Source organism: Sphingomonas ginsenosidivorax (genome assembly GCF_007995065.1).
Taxonomy (GTDB): domain Bacteria; phylum Pseudomonadota; class Alphaproteobacteria; order Sphingomonadales; family Sphingomonadaceae; genus Sphingomonas; species Sphingomonas ginsenosidivorax.
Genome location: NZ_VOQR01000001.1, coordinates 1587887 through 1604872 on the forward strand (window position 1 = coordinate 1587887; position 16986 = coordinate 1604872).

Consider the following 16986-nt stretch of genomic DNA (forward strand, 5'->3'; position numbering starts at 1 on the left):
GTCGCATGAATATCGAACCGAATAAACCGCTGCTGGGCAAGCACGACGCCCCGCCGGTCCGTGTCCTCAACGCACGCGGCACGTCTCCGTTTCTCCTGATCGGCGACCATGCGGGCAATGCCGTGCCGCACAGCCTCGGCGCCCTGGGGGTGAGCGACGAAGAGCTTGGCCGGCATATCGGCTGGGACATCGGCATCGGCATGCTCGGCGAACGGCTCGCCGAGCGGATCGACGCCGTGTTCATCCGCCAGACCTATTCGCGGCTGGTGATCGACTGCAACCGCAGCGCCGCGCAACCCGACGCGATCGCCGCGGTCAGCGACGGCACGGCCGTCCCCGGTAACCGGGGCCTGTCGGACGAGGATCGCGCGCAGCGGTTTGCCGAGATCCACGAACCCTATCAGGCCGCGATCGGCGCCGAGCTGGCGCGCCGCGACGCTGCCGGACTGGACACGACTTTGGTCGCACTGCACAGCTTCACGCCGGCGATGCGCGGGCACGACCGGCCCTGGCATATCGGCATCCTCCACGACGGCGGCGATACGAGGTTCGCACACGCAATGCTGGCGGTGCTGCGCGCCGAGCCCGATCTGGTGGTCGGGGACAACGAGCCGTACCGGATGGACCAGATCGACTACACGATCCCGCGCCACGCCTATCCCGCATCGCGCCCCTATGCCGAGATCGAGATCCGCCAGGACCTGCTTGCCACGCCCGAGGCGTGTGCCGCGTGGGCCGATCGGCTCGCGCGGATCCTGCCCGCCGCCGCCGCCGCGCTGTAGCCCAACGAAAAAGGGCGGCCTCCGAAGAAGCCGCCCCCGATTTCGCGTGGTCGGTACGATCAGAACTTGAAGTTCGCGCCTGCGCGGAACGTCCGCCCGATCAGACCGGCATAATGCCAGGTGGTCAGGTAGTTGGGCGAGCTAGCATAGGACGCCGGCGCGATCGGGGCGCGCGCGCCGAAGACGTTGCCGATATTGCCGAAGAACGAGAAGTCGTCGTTCACCGCGATCGTCGCGTTCAGGTCGACGTTGATGAAGCGCTTGACGTAGCAGAACCGGTCGTTCGGCACGCCGGGCTGCGACGACTTGTACAGGGCCGCGGCGCACGACGTGTCGAGGTTGCCCTGGTCGGTCGCGACCGCCTTGATCTTGCCGACATAGTACGCGGTCGCGCTCAGCGAGAGCTTGCCCAGGTCGAGCGTGTTCTGCCAGTTGCCGCGCCATGCCGGCGTGCCGTTACCCGACGACAGGTCGTACGGACCCATCGTGCCGGCATATTTCTGCACGCCCTGCGCCGTGTGGCGATCATACTGGATGATGTAGGTCGCCTCGACGCGGCTGGTGAAGCGGAGACCCTCGCCCAGCGGGACGCGCGCTTGGGCCGCGAAGTCGAGCCCCGACGTCTTGTCGAAGTTCACGTTCACGAACGGCGCGTTGATGATCAGCAGGCGCGGCAGCGCGTTCGGGAACGCCGGATCGATACCGTCGACCGTGTTGACCGAATAGCCCGGACCGACCGCCGCGACCGCCGCAGTGGCGGCAGCGAGGTTCGACTGGCGATAATAGGCCACGATGGCATCACCCGCGAGCGGGCCGTTGGCGATCAGGTTCGACTTCTTGACGTTGTAATAGTCGACCGTCGCGCTGAACCACGAAGTCGGCTCGACGATGATGCCGCCGGTAAAGCTGCGCGACGTCTCGGGCTTCAGGTCGGGGTTGCCGACGAAGCCGCGACCCACCGAATAGGACAGGTTGTACGGGTTGCCGCCGGTGACGCAGGTGTTGGTCGCCGTCGCCGAACCGCCGTGCAGCGCGCAGAAATTGCCCGGGGGCTGCGTGGTGACGAAGCCGGCATATTGCGACCGCGGACCGGATTCGGCGAAGGTCGGTGCACGGAAGCCCTGCGAATAGGTTCCGCGCAGTGCGACCTGCTTGATCGGCGTGAACTTGAACCCGACCTTGGGCGAGAAGCGGCCGAACCCTTCCGAATAATGATCGTAGCGGCCCGACCCGTTCAACTCGAGAACGTTGAGCACGGGTGCCTGGATCTCGAAATAGCCCGCCGACACGGTGTGCTTGCCGAAGGCCGACGAGGTTGTCAGCCCCCAGGTGTCGAGCGCGGCGTTCTGGTTGTTGTTCTCGAGCGATTCACGGCGGACCTGGCCACCGATCGCGACCATCAGCGGACCGCCCGGCAGTTCGAACAGCTGCTTGGTGATCGCGGCGTCGAGCGAATACATCTCCGAATGCGACGGCGTGATCTTGTCGGGCGAGACGAAGTCGCGGACCGCCTGCGTGTTCAGCGACGGATTGACGAAGTTGTACGCGCCCGTGTTGATCGCGTTCAGCGTGTTGGCGATGTTCAGATAGCCGCGCTGGACGATCTCCAGGTTGTCGCGGGCGTAGACGCCGTCGACCTTCCAGGTCCAGTCGTCGCCCACCGTGCCGTGCAGGCCGCCGGCGAAGCGATAGACTTCGTTGGTACGATCGCTGCCCGCGTCGATGTCACCAAAGGTGTAGTAGATCCGCGCAGCACCCTGTGCAGGCGTGGCGGCATTGGCCGCGGCGTAGGGGTTGTTCGGGTTGAGCTGGCGCCCGGGTGCGCCGGGAATCGCGCAGTTGATGCCCGAGGTGCAGATATAGACCGGCAGGACGATGCCCGGGTTGCTCGACGCCAGACCCGGCGCGCCGCCATAGGGCTGCGTGTTGCGCAGGCCGCGCGGCGCGTTGTTGATGCTGACATAGCTGTTCGAATAGCTGCCGGTCAGGTAGCCCTCGACATTATCGGCCAGGCGGACGCTGATGCGGCCGTTGAACGAATATTTGCGCTGGAACGGCGCGATCTGGAAATATTCGTCCTCGATGTTGTGCTTGCAGCCGACGCCGTTTGCGCCGCCGGTCTGCGTGTACGTACCGCCGAGGCAGTTCGCGAGGTTCAGCGTCGTGTAGTTGGTGTTGATCAGCGCCGTGCCGCCGCTGAGCGGGTTGTTGAGGTCGGTCTGCGTCGTGCGCACGACGACGGCGTTCGGCGTCGGGGTGGTCAGCGAGTTGTCGGCGCCGTTATTGTCGTTGCCGCCGATCGAGGTCAGGTCGCGGTTGTTGTACGGGAAGCCACGGCTGTGGTTGCTGACGCGCCCGTCCTGCTGGAATTCGCCGTTGAGATAGACGTTGAAGCCCTTGTCGGCATAGTCGCCATAGCCGATCGTCAGGTTGGCGCGCTGGCGCGCGGCATCGCCGCGGCTGCTCGCGCCGGCCTCGACGGTGCCGGCGATCCCGGTGAACTGCTTCTTGAGGATCAGGTTGACCACGCCGCCGATCGCATCCGCGCCATAGGTCGACGAGGCGCCGTCCTTGAGCACTTCGACGCGGTCGATCAGGCTGAACGGGATCGAGTTGAGGTCGACATAGGCGTTGTGGCCGTCGTCGTTGATCGGGAAGTTCGCCGAGCGAAGCCCGTCGACCAGCACCAGCGTCGACGACACGCCCAGACCGCGCAGCGAGACCGCGACGCCACCGGCGGAGAAGCCGCTCTGGAAGCCGACGCCGATCGAGCCGCCGCTATCGGCCGAGACCGAGCGGATCGCGTCGGCTGCGGTGGTGATGCCGGCCTTGGCGAGGTTGTCCGCGGTCAGCACGGTGACCGGCGACGGCGTCTCGGTGTTGGTACGGCGGAACAGCGAACCGGTGACGACGATGTCGTCGGGGGCAGCCTCGGCCGCCTGATCGGTCGGCGTGACGGTCGGCTCGGCCGGTGCGGTCTGTGCGAAGGCGGCGGTGCTCAGGCTCAGCAGGATGGCGAGCGGCGCTGCGCCGCCGCACAGACGTGCAGCGTTGGCGCGATTGAACGAGCGCATGGATTCTTCCCCGAAACATGGTGATGGTGGTCGATTGTCGTAAATCGAGCCGGACGCCCCCCGGCGGCCGATGTGCGTTTCTTGTGCGATGCGGCGAAGATTGTAAATCAGATCGACAGTGATCTGTAATTATGTTGCGTACTGTAACCCATGCGCAACAATCGGTTTTTTGGCCGCAACCCTAGCGGGTGACCCAGGCGGCGACGCCCGCCATACCGCGGAAGTCGTCGACCGCGCGGACGTCCAGCAGCGGATAGGCGGAGCGCACCATGTCGGCGAGCGCCGTCCCGGGGCCGAGTTCGAGCACCCGGTCGACGCCGCGCTCGACCAGCGCGTCCAGCGTCGCGGCCCAGTCGACCGTGGTGCATACCTGTGCCGCAAGCCCGGCGATCCCGCGGGCGCCCGTGACGATCGATGCGTCCGCCGCGCCGATCAGCGTGCGTCCCGGCGACGGCCGCCGCGGCTCGGACGCCTCCAGCGCGGCACGGAACGACGGGACCGCCGCCGACAGCCGTGGTGTGTGCGAGGCGACATGCACCGCGATGGGCCGCGCCGAGTGCGCGCCGCCCTCCAGCGCCGCCGCGCAGCAGCGCTCGACCGCGTCGCGCGCGCCGCCGATGACGAACAGCAACCCCGGATTGACGATCGCGATCGCGCAGTCGAAGCGATCGACGAGCGCCGCGACCCGGTCGCGCGGCAGGCCGCGGACGAAGCCCAGTCCGTCGTCTCGGCCGCCTGCCGCGTCCATCGCCTCGGCACGGATGGCGGTCAGCCGCAGCGTCTGTTCGGCCGGCCAGAGCCCGGCGACACCCCAGGCCGTCATCTCGCCGACGCTGTACCCCGCGACCAGGAACGGCTCGGTCGGCGCAAGGCACGCGGCGGCAGCCAGTCCCCGCGCGACGCAGAGGATCTGGCTGGTCCGGTTCGCATAGAGCGCGGCGTCCCCGGCCGTTTCGAGGAACGCCTGGACGTCCTGCCCCAACGCCGCGCTCGCCGCCGCCAGGATCGGTGCCGCTGCCGGCGCGTCGGCAAAGAGTGCGAACATCTCGCGGCTCTGCCGGCCCTGCCCCGAACACAGCAGCGCCAGCGTCATGCGACGGCCTCGACGAACAGCGCCATCGCCAGCAGGTCGGCGCATCCGCCGGGGCTCAGCCGCCGGGCGGCGAAAGCGCGGTGGATCGCGATCGCGCGGTCGCGCCATCCCGGTGCCGCCACGCTTCCGGCGTCGAGGAAGCCACGCGCTTTTGCCTGGGCGAAGGCCAGCCCGTCGCTGCCACCGCGGTAGAGGAGGTTGGTGTCGTCCACCCCGACGATCAGCGCGAACAGCGCGTGCACGCGGTGCGCGTCGGGGTCCGCCGCCAGCCGCCGTCCTTCGGCGAGCGCGGGCAGCGCGATCCGGTACAACGACGGAAAGCCGCCCGCCGCTTCGGCCCGCGCACCGCCGGTCGCGTGACGGCGTGCGACCACGCTGCCATGGCTGTGCAGCGCGACCGGCCCCTGCCCGATCTCCCGGCCCCAGCGCCCCGCGACGATCGCGCCCAGCGTCCCGCCCGCGCCGTACCGCGCGCGGAACCCCGCCGCGGCGCACAGCAGCCCCATGCCGAAGATCGCGCCGCGATGCGTGTTCACGCCGCCGGTCGCTGCCATCATTGCGGCCTCTGCCTCGATCCCGATCGCGCGCAGCCGGCCCATCCCCGACCCCGCCGCACCCGCGCGTGCGAGCGCCGCGAACCAGGGCTCGAGCGTATCCGCGCTGCGGATCATCACGGCCGCGTCCATGTCGTCATGCGCGCCGCTGTCGACCGGGCTGACGAGGCCGGGCTTGGGATAGAGCGCGACCTCGGCCCTGAGGCCGTCGCTCGCCCGGCGCCCGATACCGTCGCAGTCGATCGCCGCCGCCACCGGGCACGCCAGCGCGCTCACGCGAACAGGTCCGCGCGGGCGACCAGGCGGTTGCCCTCCATAGCCTTTGCGAGCACCCCGCGCGCATCCGACGCCCATTCGCGCCACTGCACGGCAAGACCCGCCGGCGTCACGATCTCACCGTCCAGCCGCATCGGCGCCTCCGCCTCGATTCCTCCCAGCGCCGCCGCCAGCCGCGCCGCGTGGTCGGCGGACGCGACCTGCCAGACGAGATCGAGGTCCGACCTCGCCGACAGATAGGGCAGGCCCGTCAGATACGACCAGGCCAAACTGCCGAAACACCGCGTCTCGGGATCGAGCGCGACCAGCGCCGCGATCGTCGGCTGCCATGCCGACGGCGCTTCCCGCCCCGCCTCCGCGAGCAAGGGCGGCGGCGCATCGGACAGGATCGCATCCGGCGGGACGGCGACCGCGAGACGCTGCTTGCCGGACATCGGCGGCAACGGCAGCCCGAGCGGGACCAGCCCTGCGCCGTCGGGACATAGCGGGCGGCGCGCGATGAGCGGACGTCCCTTCGCCACCCAGTCGGCTACCGCCGGGATCGCCCGCAACGCCGGATGCGCGTCCAGTACCCCCGGCCAGCGCGCCGGATCGAGATAGACCAGCCGGTGCCGATCGAACCGCATCATCCTTGCGCCGCGGTCGCAACCGCCCCGGCGATCCGCGCCGCGTTCGGCCGCCCGCCGCGGTCCGCGCCCAGCGCCGCACGATCGTCGCCTGCGCGAGGGGCGTCCAGCACCGCCTGCAACTGGTCCGCGAGGCTTGCCCGTGCATCCCAGACTGCCGCGATCCCGCCGACTCTGACCAGATTGTCGAGGCCGGGCGCGAACACCGGCGTGGTCTTCGCCTTCGCCTCGAGCACCTCGATCGGCAGCTTGGTCACGCGCGCCATCGAGGCGAGGTCCATCACTTCCGGGTGCGCGCCGGGCAGCGCGACCAACGTCCCGCAGGCGAGCGCGGTCGCGATGAACGCGCCCGCCGCGCTGCCGCCATAGAGCAGCCCGATCGTGCGGTGCCCGTTCGCTTCCGCCAGCAGCAGCGACTTGGCGAGGTGCGCCAGATATTCGCTGAGCCCGAGCAGTTCGTCGCGCCGGCTCATCCGCTGGCTCGCGCTGTCGACGAGGAACAGGATCGGCGCGCCGTCGTCGCTCGACGCGATCTCCAGCACCGCGGCGGACAGCCGGATCGCCTGGTCGATCCCGATCGGCGCGCCCCCGGTCGCGCCGACGACATGGACGATGCCGCCGCCGAACGGCGCGCGGCCGAATAGCAGGTCGCCATCGGTCGTGACGTCATGGCCGCCGGGAAACAGCGAATCGAGGATCTCAGCGGGCGTCATCGGCGCTCTCCCGGTACAGGGCGGCCAGGGCCGCGAAGGCGTCGGCGGGCATGTCGGGGATCGCCTTGGGGTCGTCGATGCCGAGCGCGCGCCAGATGTCGGTCGCGTCGCCGAGGTCGCCGAACCGTGCGATCCGCCGTTCGAGCCGCGCCTGCTCGGCCGCCAGAGTAGCTAGATCGAGACCGGGTCGCTCCCCTCTCCCGTTCGCCCTGGGCGACGTCGAAGGGCCTTGCTCGATCGGTGGTGCTTCGACTTCGCTCGGCACGAACGGGAGGGGGGAGGCGTTCCGAACGGACGCTGCCTCAGCCGGCCGCGCCAATGCCGCCGTGGTCGCGGCGCGGAAGGCCGCCGCATCGTCGTCGACGAAGACGTCCGCGCCGCCGATCAGCGTGCGGTGCTTGCCGCCCATCGTCCGCCAGACGAGCGCACGGTCGCGCGAATCGAATTCCTCGACGCCCTTGTTGGTCTCGATCACCTCGGGCCCGGTCACGCTGATCCGGCCCTGTTCGGACACGATCAGCGTCGAGCAGCACCCCGCGATGAGCCCGCCGCCGCCGTAGCAGCCCGCGCGCCCGCCGATCAGCCCGACGACGCGGACGCCGTCCAGCCGCGCCTCGACGATCGCGCGCATGATCTCGGCGATTGCGATCTCGCCCGCGTTCGCCTCCTGCAAGCGCACGCCGCCGGTGTCGAACGCGATGACCACATCGCGTGCCAGTGCCTTGGCCGCACGCAGCAGCCCGGTCAGCTTGGCGCCGTGGACCTCGCCGAAAGCGCCGCCCATGAAGCGGCCTTCCTGCGCGGCGACGAGGACGGGCGCGCCCTCGATCGTCCCGCTGCCGACGACGATGCCGTCGTCGAACTGTGCGGGCAAATCGAAGATGCCGAGATGCGGGCTGGTCTCGCGACATTCGGGCCCGACGAACTCGGTGAAGCTGCGCGGATCGACCAGCGCGGCGATCCGCTCGCGCGCGCCGGCCTCGTACCAGCTCTGGCGGATGTTGCTCATGCCTCGGGCTCCTCGATCAGGCGGACGGCCTGCGCGAGCCGCAGCGACACCGTGTCGGGGCGCGCGCCGCCGTCGTTGATTGCGATCCGCAAGCCGCCTGCCGCGCGCCGGCCGACGAAATCGGCGACCACGGCGTCCCACAGGTCGCGAAAGCCGTGCGCCGCGGTGCTGATTTCGATCGCGCACCGATCGGGCGCGTCGCCGCGCTCGACCAGCACCTCGAGATTGCCCGACGCGACCACGCCGACCAGCGCCATCGCGCGCGTGCCGCCCGCCGGGACTGGCGCGGCGATATCGAAATGGAGAATTTCCATGGGTCGTCTCCTACCAGTTCCGGAACCGGCTCGGCGGCCGGTACAGCCCGCCCGAAGCGAGCATGAGATCCTTGATCGATCGGGCGGCTAGCATGTTCCGGTTCGCGTCGAGCGGATCGATCCCCAAATCCTCGGGCCGCTGGATGATCTTCCGCGCGCGCAGCCGTTCGACCATCGCCCTGTCGCGGCCGCGACCGATCTCGGTAAAGCCTGCGACGCCGCGGATCGCCTGTTCGCGCTCGTCGGCGCTCCGGCACAGCAGCAGGTTGGCGATGCCTTCCTCGGTCACAATATGCGTCGTGTCGTCGGCGTAGACCATGATCGGCGCGAGATCGAGATCGAGTTTTTCGGCGAGTTCGAGCGCGCCCAGCTTCTCGACGAACAGCGGCGCATTGCCCTCGCCGAACGTCTCGCCGATCTGGACAACGAGCTTCCGGCCGCGCCGCAAGGGTGCCGCGGTGTCGGGATCGGCCTCCGCGCCCGCCTGCAACCACGGTTCGCTCGGATGCCGCCGCCCGCGCGCGTCCGAGCCCATGTTGGGCGCGCCGCCAAAGCCCGCGATGCGGTTCGCGGTGATCGTCGAGCTGTGCCCGGCAAGGTCGATCTGCAGCGTCGAACCGATGAACATGTCGCAGGCGTACAACCCCGCGGTCTGGCTGAACGCGCGGTTCGAGCGCAGCGACCCGTCGGGCCCGGTGAAGAAGATGTCGGGACGCGCGGCGAGGTAATCCTCCATCCCGACCTCCGAGCCGAAGCAATGGACCTGCTCGACCCACCCCGCCTCGATCGCGGGGATCAGCGTCGGGTGCGGGTTGAGCGCCCAGTGCGTGCAGATCTTGCCCTTCAGCCCGAGCTTCTCACCATAGGTCGGCAGCAGCAGCTCGATCGCCGCGGTGTTGAAGCCGATTCCGTGGTTCAGCCGGCGCACGCCGTAGGGCTGGTACAGCCCCTTGATCGCCATCATCGCGGTCAGGATCTGCGTCTCGGTCATCGCCACGGGGTCGCGCGTGAACAGCGGCTCGACATAGAAGGGCCGTCCCGCGTCGAGCACGAAATGGACCTGGTCGCCGGGGATGTCGACGCGCGGCAGCGTATCGACGATCTCGCCGACCTGCGCGATCACCAGCCCGCTGCCGAAGCTCGTCGCCTCGACCACGGTCGGCGTGTCCTCGGTATTGGGGCCGGTGTAGAGATTGCCGTGGCGGTCCGCGCTGACCGCGGCGATCAGCGCGACCTGCGGCGTCAGGTCGACGAAATAGCGCGCGAACAGTTCGAGATAGGTGTGGATCGCGCCGAGCTCGATCTTGCCGCCGAACAGCATCTTCGCGATCCGCGCCGATTGCGGGCCCGAATAGGAGAAATCGAGCCGCTTCGCGATCCCGCTGTCGAACAGGTCGAGATGTTCGGGCAGCACGACGCCCGACTGTACCATGTGCAGGTCGTGGATCCGCGCCGGGTCCATCGCGGCTAGCCCCCTGGCCAGCACGTCCGCCTGCTTCTGGTTGTCGCCCTCGATGCAGACCCGGTCGCCGGGCCTCAGCACCGCTTCGAGAAAGTCGACAAGCGTTTCGGGATCGACCAGCTTGCCGGTGGCAAAGCCCCGGCCCGCCGCGATCCGCTCCTCGCGCATCTGCTTGCGCGTATTCCATTGCCGCACGCATCGTCTCCTGACGGTCGTTCTTGTTGCCATCTTGTATTCTCTATTGCGCAGAAAGCAACCCTGTGCATACTTGAGGGACGATACGGCGTCAGACCGAATACATTGAGAGGATATGCCATGCGCTGCTCCCTACCCGCCCGAAACCCCGCCCCGGAGCGCGGCGCGTGATCGCCGGCGTCGCCCTGCTCGCGATCTGCACGCTTATCGGGCAGCTGCTCGGCGAAGGCCTTGGTGCGCTGCTCGGCGTGAAGGCCAATGTCGGCGGCGTCGGGATCGCGATGATCCTGCTGATCGTCGCGCGGATGTGGCTCAAGTCGCGCGGCCGCTATGTCGAGGGCGTCGCGCGCGGGATCGGCTTCTGGGGTGCGCTCTACATCCCGATCGTCGTCGCGATGGCCGCGCAGCAGGATGTCGTCGCCGCGGTCGAGGGCGGTCCGGTCGTGCTGATCGCGGGCGTCGGCGCGCTGCTGATCTGCTTCAGCGCGGTCGCCCTGATCAGCCGCCTGTCGGGCACGACCGAGACGATGGACGAGATCGAGGCCCGCGAGGCGCGCGAAGCCGAGATGGCGATCGCCGCCGGATCCCCCGCCCCGATCACCGCGCGCTGAGGACCGGACCCATGGACATGATCACCAAAGTCCTCACCGCCAACGCGCTGCTCACCGCCTTCGCGGTCGTCGGCATCGTCATGTGGCTGTCGAACATCCTCTCCGCAAAGTTGACCATGGGCCGCGTCCATGGCTCCGCGATCGCGATCCTGATCGGCCTCGTGCTCGCCTTCTGGGGCGGCATCGCGACCGGCGGGCACAAGGGGCTCGCCGACCTGCCGATGCTCGCCGGAATCGGGCTGATGGGCGGTGCGATGCTGCGCGACTTCGCGATCGTCGCCACCGCGTGCGAGGTCGATGTCGAACAGGCCAAGAAGGCCGGGCTGATCGGCGTCGTCGCGCTTCTGCTCGGCACCGTGCTGCCGTTCATCGTCGGCGTGCTCGTCGCCGCGGCCTTCGGCTATACCGATGCGGTGTCGATGACGACGATCGGCGCGGGCGCGGTCACCTATATCGTCGGCCCGGTCACCGGTGCCGCGATCGGCGCGAGCTCGCCCGTGATCGCGCTGTCGATCGCGACCGGGGTGTTCAAGGCGGTGATGGTGATGGTCGGGACCCCGCTCGTCGCCGGGCTGATCGGGCTCAACAACCCGCGCAGCGCGATGGTGTTCGGCGGGCTGATGGGCACCGTCAGCGGAGTCTCGGGCGGGCTCGCCGCGACCGACCGCCGCCTCGTGCCTTACGGCGCGCTCACGGCCACGTTCCACACAGGGCTCGGCTGCCTCGTCGCACCGTCAATCCTTTACTTGATCGTGCGCGCGATCGTAGGAAGCTGACCATGGCGGACAGTGATCCTGACGATACCGGCCTGCTTTCGGACCGCATCCGCAACGCGCTGACCGATGCGATCTCGTCCGGCGAGCTGGCGCCCGGCGCAACGCTCGACGAACAGCAGCTGGCGGCGCGCTACGGCGCGTCGCGTACCCCGGTCCGCGAGGCGCTGCGGCAACTGGCCGCCAGCGGCATGGTCGAGGTCCGCCCGCGCCGCGGCGTCATCGTGCGCCACGTCACCGCGGACGAGGTGATGGACATGTTCGAGACGATGGCCGAGCTCGAAGCGGTCTGCGTCCGCCTCGCCACCTATCGCATCACCCCGCTCGAACGCAGCCGCCTGCTCCGCATCCACGAAGCGAGCGAAGCGGCGGTCTCGAGCAACGACGTCGATGCCTATGACGCGATCAACCGCGAGTTCCACGAGGCGATCTACCGCGCCGCGCACAACGACGTTCTCGCAGAGCAGGCGATCGCCGTGCGCACGCGGCTCAACGCCTTTCGCCGGATGCAGCTGCGCCAGGACCACCGCCTCGCCAGCTCGCGCGAGGAACATGACTCGGTGATGCGCGCGATCGCCGAAGGCGACGGCGACCTCGCGGCGCGGCGGATGCGCGCGCACATGCTGAACGCCGCGAGCGCGCTCGACAGCTACATCGCGCACCAGGACATCGCCCTTTCCAATCCCTCAAAGCCTTGAGGCACCCATGACACTGACAGACCAATCCCGCGCCGAAACCTATGCGCGCTCGCTCGCCGACCCCGACGCGTTCTGGCTCGATCAGGCGCAGCGTCTCGACTGGATCACCGCGCCCACCAAGGCGGGCGACTGGTCGTTCGACGAGAAGGATTTCCACGTCCGCTGGTTCGACGACGGCGTCCTGAACGTCTCGGCCAACTGCATCGACCGCCATCTGGAGAGCCGCGCCGACCAGGTCGCGATCGTCTGGGAGCCCGACGACCCCGCGGAAGATCCGCGCCGCTACACCTATGCCGAGCTGCACCGCGAGGTCTGCCGCTTCGCCAATGTGCTGAAAGCCCGCGGCGTCGCCAAGGGCGACCGCGTCACGATCTACATGCCGATGATCCCCGAAGCGGCGTTCGCGCTGCTGGCCTGCGCACGGATCGGCGCGGTGCATTCGGTGGTGTTCGGTGGCTTCTCCGCCGATGCGCTCGCCAACCGGATGGAGGATTGCGGCTCGAGCGTCGTCGTCACCGCCGACGAAGGCCGCCGCGGCGGCAAGCGGGTCGCGCTCAAGGCGTGCGTCGACGAGGCGGCGCAGATCTTCGCCGGGATCGAGACCGTAATCGTCGTTCGCGCGACCGGCGCCGACGTCGCGATGCAGGACGGCCGCGACGTCTGGTACGACGACGCCGCGGCGACCGTCGATACGGACTGCGCGCCCGAGCCGATGGCGGCGGAGGACCCGCTGTTCATCCTCTACACCAGCGGATCGACCGGCAAGCCCAAGGGCGTCGTGCACAGCACCGGCGGCTATCTGCTCTGGGCCGCGCTGACGCACCAGACGGTGTTCGACTACCGTGCCCCCGAAGTCTTCTGGTGCGCCGCCGATGTCGGCTGGGTCACTGGGCACAGCTATATCGTCTACGGCCCGCTCGCCAACGGCGCGACGACCCTGATGTACGAGGGCGTCCCCAACTGGCCGACCGCGTCGCGGATCTGGGAGGTCGTCGACCGCCACCAGGTCGCGACGCTCTACACCGCCCCGACGGCACTGCGCGCGCTGATGAAGGAGGGCGACGACTTCGTCACCCGGACCTCGCGCAAATCGCTGCGGCTGCTCGGCAGCGTCGGCGAGCCGATCAATCCCGAGGCGTGGCGCTGGTATCACGACATCGTCGGCGAAGGCCGCTGCCCGGTGATGGACACCTGGTGGCAGACCGAGACCGGCGGCCACATGATCACGCCGACGCCCGACATGATGCTGAAGCCGGGATCCGCCACGCTGCCCTTCTACGGGATCGAGCCGAAGCTGCTCGACGGGGACGGCCGCGAACTGACGGGCGAGGCGGAGGGCAACCTCGTCATCATGCGCAGCTGGCCCGGTCAGATGCGCGGCGTCTGGGGCGACGAGCAGCGCCATTTCGAGACCTATTTCCGCACCTTCCCCGGCGTCTACACGACCGGCGACGGCGCGCGGCGCGATGCCGACGGCTATTACTGGATCACCGGCCGCGTCGACGACGTGATCAACGTCAGCGGCCACCGGATGGGTACCGCCGAGGTCGAATCCGCGCTGGTCCTGCACACGGCCGTCGCCGAGGCCGCGGTCGTCGGCATGCCGCACGACGTCAAGGGCCAGGGCATCTATGCCTATGTCACCGTCAATGCCGGCGTCGACGCGGACGACGCGCTGGTCAAGACGCTGCGCGACTGGGTCCGCCACGAGATCGGCCCGATCGCCACTCCCGACGCGATCCAGTTCGCACCCGGCCTGCCCAAGACGCGCAGCGGCAAAATCATGCGCCGCATCCTGCGCAAGATCGCCGAGGGCGACGTATCGAGCCTCGGCGACACCTCGACGCTCGCCGATCCCGAAGTGGTCGAGCATCTGGTCGCGAACCGGGTGAGCAGCGGCTGATCCTCTGGCGGCGATGCGCGCCCCGTTGATGGGGCGCGCGTCGCGGTGCTGACGATCCTCCTCGCGAAACACTATGCAACCGCTACGCATCGCGCGGGAATCGATCTCGTCTTGCTATGCGCGGATCGATAGCTGGACGGCCACACAGGAGCATGTGGCATGGCGGCGTGGCATCGTGCGCGGCGGGCGGATATCGGCCTGCGCGCGCTGGGATCGGGACTTTGCGGGACGGCGGGGGCGGCCGCGCAGCGGTTGGGGGCACTGTCCTTCCCCCCGCATGCGCCGAGCCTGCTGGCCATCGCACTTGCGATCCTGGCGTTCGTCTGCGCCAGCGCCGGCGGCGCCCTGCTGCTGCTCGGCGCGCACCTGTTCGACCGGGTCGAGGTCAGCGCGCGCTGGCGGCGTGGCGGTGCGGCATGAGCAGGGCGATCGCACCCCGTCTGTTCGGCGTCGCGCTGCTGCTGGCCTCGGGCGGCACCACCCTGCTGCACCGCGCGATCTATGCCGCCGCCCGCCCCGCACAGGCGCTCGAACTCGCGATCGGGCTGACCACCTTCCTGCTCGCCAGCGTCGGCATCCTGTTGCTGATCCACGGGCCGGCGCTTCTCGTGCGCACCACGCCGGGCTTGACGCCGGATACCGGCTCGCGAAAGCGGGAGCCCGAAACTTGATGGCGACCAGGGACCTGCCATGACCGTAATCGCCGCCTATCTGTATCGCCATGGTCGCCGCGTCCGCGAGATCGCGCTCGACGAACGCGTCGACTGTCCGTCCGACCGCTCCGAATTCGTCTGGATCGGGCTGTCCGATCCGTGCGCGGACGAGGTCGCGACGCTGCGCGACCTGTACGGGCTGCACCCGCTCGCGGTCGAGGATGCGCTCAAGGACGGGCAGCTGCCCAAGGTCGACGTCTATGGCGACCAGCTTTTCGTGATCGGGCGCACCGCGCATCTGGTCGACGGCCATATCGTCTACGGCCAGACCGCGGTGTTCCTCGGTCACAGCCATATCATCACCGTGCGCCAGGGATCGACGCGCTCGCACCGGCCGCTGCGCGAGCATCTCGAAAACTCGCCCGATCTGCTCGGCCAGGGCGCGGACTACGTGCTGCACGCGGTGCTCGACTTCATCGTCGACGGCTACCTCCCGCTCGTCACGACGATCGAGGAGGAGGTCACCGCGATGGAGCAGCGCACCATCGACACGTTCCTCGGCCGCGCCGAGATCGCGCGGATCTTCGCGCTGCGCCGCGAACTGCTCCGCTTCGACCGCATCCTGGTGCCGATGGAAGAGGTCGCGCGCAAGCTGGCGCGCAGCGACCTGCCCGGTATCGACGTCGAGGCGCGGCATTATTTCAGCGACGTGCTCGACCATGTCCGCCGCGTCGAAGCGATGGCGAGCGCGCTGCGCGAGGTGCTGACCTCGGTGTTCGAATTCAGCAATCTGATGGAACAGCAGCGCACCGGCGCGATCACCCGCCAGCTCGCCGCCTGGGCCGCGATCCTGGCGGTACCGACCGCGATCGCCGGCATCTACGGCATGAATTTCGACCACATGCCCGAACTGCGGCTGCGCTACGGCTACCCCGTCACGATCGGCGTGATCGTGACGATCTGCTCGGTCCTCTACTGGCGGTTCAAGCGGGTGCACTGGCTCTAGCCGGCCGTGCGACCCGCGATGCGACGAACCGAGCCGGACTTTATGCCACCACTATGCGCCGCCCGGGAATCGATCTCGAAACGCTATGGCGCGGGGCGTAGCTCGGGATCGTGAGCACGCGATGCTCTCGACCATGAAAGGCATCGGCACGATATGCCGTCAGACCCCAATCCGGAACCCGACCAAAGCGAGCGCGTCATCTTCGTCGGCCAGGACAAGGCCGGCCACTGGATCGTCCAGGACGACCGCCGCAGCATGGAGGGGCGCTTCGTCTCTTATGGCGCGGCACTCCATTACGCGCAGGCCGAGCGCGACATGTACCATGCCAGCATCGAGATCGCGGCGACGCCGCTGATCCCGCTGATCTCGTTCGCGCCGGTCGGCCGCGACGAACGCGCACTGCCGCGTGCCGCATGAGCAAGGCCTTGCACACCCCGCGGATCGTCCGCGTCCCCGAAACCACCCGCCGCCCGCTGCCCGGTTCGCGGACCGCGATCCATGACCCGCGCTGGCCACGGATCGTGGCGGCGCTGTCGGAACTGCGCGACCGCGGGCGGCACGCCGTCCGGATCGTCGACGCCGATTGCGGCGCGGGGGCGCTGCTGCTCCACGCGGCGCACCACGCCCGCGCGCTCGGCTTCACCGCGATCGAGGGCCGCGGCATCGACGGATCGCCCGCACTGGTCGGCCGCGCGCGTGCCGCTGCCGCGCGCCAGGCGGACGCTGCGATCGGGCTGGTGTTCGAGACCGCCGACATGCTCGCCGCGCTGCGGGACGAGGCGGACCAGCCCGCCGACATCCTGCTCTGCCACGCGACTGGTCCGCAGGCCTGTCGCCCCGACATGGTCGACGCGCTGCACGCCGCCGGCCGCCGAGTCATCGGCGATGCAGGCCTAGCCCCCGGCCTCATGGTGGCGTCGTGAGCCGCCGCGACCGGGCCTGGCGCGCGGCCGGCGCGGCGCTGATCGTCGGCGCCTGTGCCGCGGCCCTCGCGATGGAGGGATCGGCGCTGGTCCTGCTCGCGCTGCCGGTGACGCTGATCGGCCTCGCGCTGGTCGTCAACGGCAAGCGGGTCGCCATCGCGGTCCGCGCCGAACGCCGCGGCCATTGCCACACTGCCGAAGTCATCCACGCGCAGCGCCTGCGCCGGCGGCACGGACGGCGCGATCGACCACAAACCTAGCGCGCCCTTGCAACTCCTGCGTCGCCAAAGCATTCCGGTACCGACACGAACTTCCAAGGTA

At 69.2% G+C, this 16986-nt stretch carries 19 protein-coding genes; 11 read left to right on the plus strand and 8 right to left on the minus strand.

Translation table 11 applies throughout. The features are described 5' to 3' along the window. The first annotated feature begins 5 nt into the window (after positions 1-5). Positions 6-782 (plus strand): N-formylglutamate amidohydrolase, encoded by a 777-nt coding sequence (locus tag FSB78_RS07145; RefSeq protein ID WP_147081325.1) that lies wholly within the window; start codon positions 6-8, stop codon positions 780-782. A gap of 59 nt (positions 783-841) precedes the next feature. On the opposite strand, the gene FSB78_RS07150 is transcribed toward FSB78_RS07145, so the two are convergent. The 8 genes from FSB78_RS07150 to mdcA form a co-directional block, all read right to left on the minus strand. Then, a complete protein-coding gene (locus FSB78_RS07150; protein WP_147081327.1) occupies positions 842-3856 on the minus strand; it encodes a TonB-dependent receptor plug domain-containing protein in 3015 nt (1004 codons plus the stop codon). Positions 3857-4037: 181 nt separating this feature from the next. After that, positions 4038-4949 carry an acyltransferase domain-containing protein gene (locus FSB78_RS07155; RefSeq protein WP_147081329.1) on the minus strand — a complete coding sequence of 304 codons (912 nt, stop codon included), beginning with the start codon at positions 4947-4949 and terminating at the stop codon, positions 4038-4040. Further along, the gene (gene mdcB / locus FSB78_RS07160) at positions 4946-5779 is read right to left on the minus strand and encodes a triphosphoribosyl-dephospho-CoA synthase MdcB (RefSeq protein WP_242008101.1); all 834 of its coding nucleotides are present in this window, start codon (positions 5777-5779) and stop codon (positions 4946-4948) included. Before mdcB ends, FSB78_RS07155 begins: the two co-directional genes overlap by 4 nt. Continuing rightward, on the minus strand, positions 5776-6405 hold the full coding sequence (mdcG, locus tag FSB78_RS07165) for a malonate decarboxylase holo-[acyl-carrier-protein] synthase (protein ID WP_199743131.1): 630 nt from the start codon (positions 6403-6405) through the stop codon (positions 5776-5778). The genes mdcB and mdcG overlap by 4 nt, the downstream gene beginning before the upstream one ends. Further along, a complete protein-coding gene (mdcE, locus tag FSB78_RS07170; protein ID WP_147081335.1) occupies positions 6405-7118 on the minus strand; it encodes a biotin-independent malonate decarboxylase subunit gamma in 714 nt (237 codons plus the stop codon). Before mdcE ends, mdcG begins: the two co-directional genes overlap by 1 nt. After that, positions 7105-8127 carry a biotin-independent malonate decarboxylase subunit beta gene (locus FSB78_RS07175; protein WP_242008103.1) on the minus strand — a complete coding sequence of 341 codons (1023 nt, stop codon included), beginning with the start codon at positions 8125-8127 and terminating at the stop codon, positions 7105-7107. The genes mdcE and FSB78_RS07175 overlap by 14 nt, the downstream gene beginning before the upstream one ends. Then, the gene (mdcC, locus tag FSB78_RS07180; protein ID WP_147081337.1) at positions 8124-8441 is read right to left on the minus strand and encodes a malonate decarboxylase acyl carrier protein; all 318 of its coding nucleotides are present in this window, start codon (positions 8439-8441) and stop codon (positions 8124-8126) included. Before mdcC ends, FSB78_RS07175 begins: the two co-directional genes overlap by 4 nt. 10 nt (positions 8442-8451) lie before the next feature. Beyond that, positions 8452-10098 carry a malonate decarboxylase subunit alpha gene (gene mdcA / locus FSB78_RS07185; protein ID WP_242008105.1) on the minus strand — a complete coding sequence of 549 codons (1647 nt, stop codon included), beginning with the start codon at positions 10096-10098 and terminating at the stop codon, positions 8452-8454. 167 nt (positions 10099-10265) lie between these two features. On the opposite strand from mdcA, the gene madL reads away from it, so the two are divergent. The 10 genes from madL to FSB78_RS07235 all read left to right on the plus strand — a co-directional run bounded on the left by madL (position 10266) and on the right by FSB78_RS07235 (position 16925). Further along, entirely contained in the window at positions 10266-10709 is a 444-nt protein-coding gene (gene madL, locus FSB78_RS07190; protein WP_147081341.1) for a malonate transporter subunit MadL, read from the plus strand. An 11-nt stretch (positions 10710-10720) separates the two neighbouring features. Further along, positions 10721-11485: a malonate transporter subunit MadM gene (gene madM, locus FSB78_RS07195; protein WP_147081343.1), complete on the plus strand. Its 765-nt coding sequence runs from the start codon at positions 10721-10723 to the stop codon at positions 11483-11485. A 2-nt stretch (positions 11486-11487) separates the two neighbouring features. Further along, positions 11488-12180, plus strand: a complete 693-nt coding sequence (locus FSB78_RS07200; RefSeq protein WP_147081345.1) for a GntR family transcriptional regulator — start codon at positions 11488-11490, stop codon at positions 12178-12180. A 7-nt stretch (positions 12181-12187) separates the two neighbouring features. After that, on the plus strand, positions 12188-14083 hold the full coding sequence (gene acs, locus FSB78_RS07205) for an acetate--CoA ligase (protein WP_147081347.1): 1896 nt from the start codon (positions 12188-12190) through the stop codon (positions 14081-14083). Positions 14084-14242: 159 nt separating this feature from the next. Beyond that, positions 14243-14503, plus strand: coding sequence for a hypothetical protein (locus FSB78_RS07210; RefSeq protein ID WP_147081349.1), 261 nt, complete (start codon positions 14243-14245; stop codon positions 14501-14503). Next, the gene (locus FSB78_RS07215) at positions 14500-14754 is read left to right on the plus strand and encodes a hypothetical protein (RefSeq protein WP_147081351.1); all 255 of its coding nucleotides are present in this window, start codon (positions 14500-14502) and stop codon (positions 14752-14754) included. Before FSB78_RS07210 ends, FSB78_RS07215 begins: the two co-directional genes overlap by 4 nt. A 19-nt stretch (positions 14755-14773) precedes the next feature. Continuing rightward, entirely contained in the window at positions 14774-15742 is a 969-nt protein-coding gene (locus tag FSB78_RS07220; RefSeq protein ID WP_147081353.1) for a magnesium and cobalt transport protein CorA, read from the plus strand. A 153-nt stretch (positions 15743-15895) separates the two neighbouring features. Beyond that, entirely contained in the window at positions 15896-16159 is a 264-nt protein-coding gene (locus tag FSB78_RS07225; RefSeq protein WP_147081355.1) for a hypothetical protein, read from the plus strand. Continuing rightward, positions 16156-16665, plus strand: coding sequence for a methyltransferase domain-containing protein (locus FSB78_RS07230; protein WP_147081357.1), 510 nt, complete (start codon positions 16156-16158; stop codon positions 16663-16665). The genes FSB78_RS07225 and FSB78_RS07230 overlap by 4 nt, the downstream gene beginning before the upstream one ends. After that, a complete protein-coding gene (locus FSB78_RS07235; protein ID WP_147081359.1) occupies positions 16662-16925 on the plus strand; it encodes a hypothetical protein in 264 nt (87 codons plus the stop codon). The genes FSB78_RS07230 and FSB78_RS07235 overlap by 4 nt, the downstream gene beginning before the upstream one ends. Positions 16926-16986 lie beyond the last annotated feature (61 nt).

Excerpts from the sequence above, each read along its gene's own strand:
- FSB78_RS07145 (WP_147081325.1), top strand. The coding sequence starts at position 6 with ATGAATATCGAACCGAATAAACCGCTGCTGGGCAAGCACGACGCCCCG.
- FSB78_RS07150 (WP_147081327.1), bottom strand. The coding sequence starts at position 3,856 with ATGCGCTCGTTCAATCGCGCCAACGCTGCACGTCTGTGCGGCGGCGCA.
- FSB78_RS07155 (WP_147081329.1), bottom strand. The coding sequence starts at position 4,949 with ATGACGCTGGCGCTGCTGTGTTCGGGGCAGGGCCGGCAGAGCCGCGAG.
- mdcG (WP_199743131.1), bottom strand. The coding sequence starts at position 6,405 with ATGCGGTTCGATCGGCACCGGCTGGTCTATCTCGATCCGGCGCGCTGG.
- mdcE (WP_147081335.1), bottom strand. The coding sequence starts at position 7,118 with ATGACGCCCGCTGAGATCCTCGATTCGCTGTTTCCCGGCGGCCATGAC.
- FSB78_RS07175 (WP_242008103.1), bottom strand. The coding sequence starts at position 8,127 with ATGAGCAACATCCGCCAGAGCTGGTACGAGGCCGGCGCGCGCGAGCGG.
- mdcC (WP_147081337.1), bottom strand. The coding sequence starts at position 8,441 with ATGGAAATTCTCCATTTCGATATCGCCGCGCCAGTCCCGGCGGGCGGC.
- madM (WP_147081343.1), top strand. The coding sequence starts at position 10,721 with ATGGACATGATCACCAAAGTCCTCACCGCCAACGCGCTGCTCACCGCC.
- FSB78_RS07200 (WP_147081345.1), top strand. The coding sequence starts at position 11,488 with ATGGCGGACAGTGATCCTGACGATACCGGCCTGCTTTCGGACCGCATC.
- acs (WP_147081347.1), top strand. The coding sequence starts at position 12,188 with ATGACACTGACAGACCAATCCCGCGCCGAAACCTATGCGCGCTCGCTC.
- FSB78_RS07210 (WP_147081349.1), top strand. The coding sequence starts at position 14,243 with ATGGCGGCGTGGCATCGTGCGCGGCGGGCGGATATCGGCCTGCGCGCG.
- FSB78_RS07215 (WP_147081351.1), top strand. The coding sequence starts at position 14,500 with ATGAGCAGGGCGATCGCACCCCGTCTGTTCGGCGTCGCGCTGCTGCTG.
- FSB78_RS07220 (WP_147081353.1), top strand. The coding sequence starts at position 14,774 with ATGACCGTAATCGCCGCCTATCTGTATCGCCATGGTCGCCGCGTCCGC.
- FSB78_RS07225 (WP_147081355.1), top strand. The coding sequence starts at position 15,896 with ATGCCGTCAGACCCCAATCCGGAACCCGACCAAAGCGAGCGCGTCATC.
- FSB78_RS07230 (WP_147081357.1), top strand. The coding sequence starts at position 16,156 with ATGAGCAAGGCCTTGCACACCCCGCGGATCGTCCGCGTCCCCGAAACC.